Below are 230 nucleotides of genomic sequence, written 5' to 3' on the forward strand. Positions count from 1 at the left end.
TTATCGGCTAGTACTTTTACAAATCCATCAATATCCATACTTGCTCTAGCTCTACCTAAAGCTCGCATTGGAAATTGACCTGTTTTATATGCAACACCTGCTTCTTTTAATTGCTCTTCAGTTTTACCAACAGCGGCTACTTCTGGCCATGTGTAAACTACACCTGGAATTAAATTATAGTCTATATGTGGTTTTTGTCCTGCTAAAGTTTCAGCTACAAACACACCTTC

General features: G+C 37.8%; 1 pseudogene. It reads right to left on the minus strand.

Annotation, left to right across the window (positions count from 1 at the left end):
* Positions 1-230 (minus strand): annotated as a pseudogene (locus tag FUA24_RS08225) (dihydrolipoyl dehydrogenase); the annotation flags it as partial.

It is taken from the genome of Seonamhaeicola marinus (assembly GCF_008085455.1).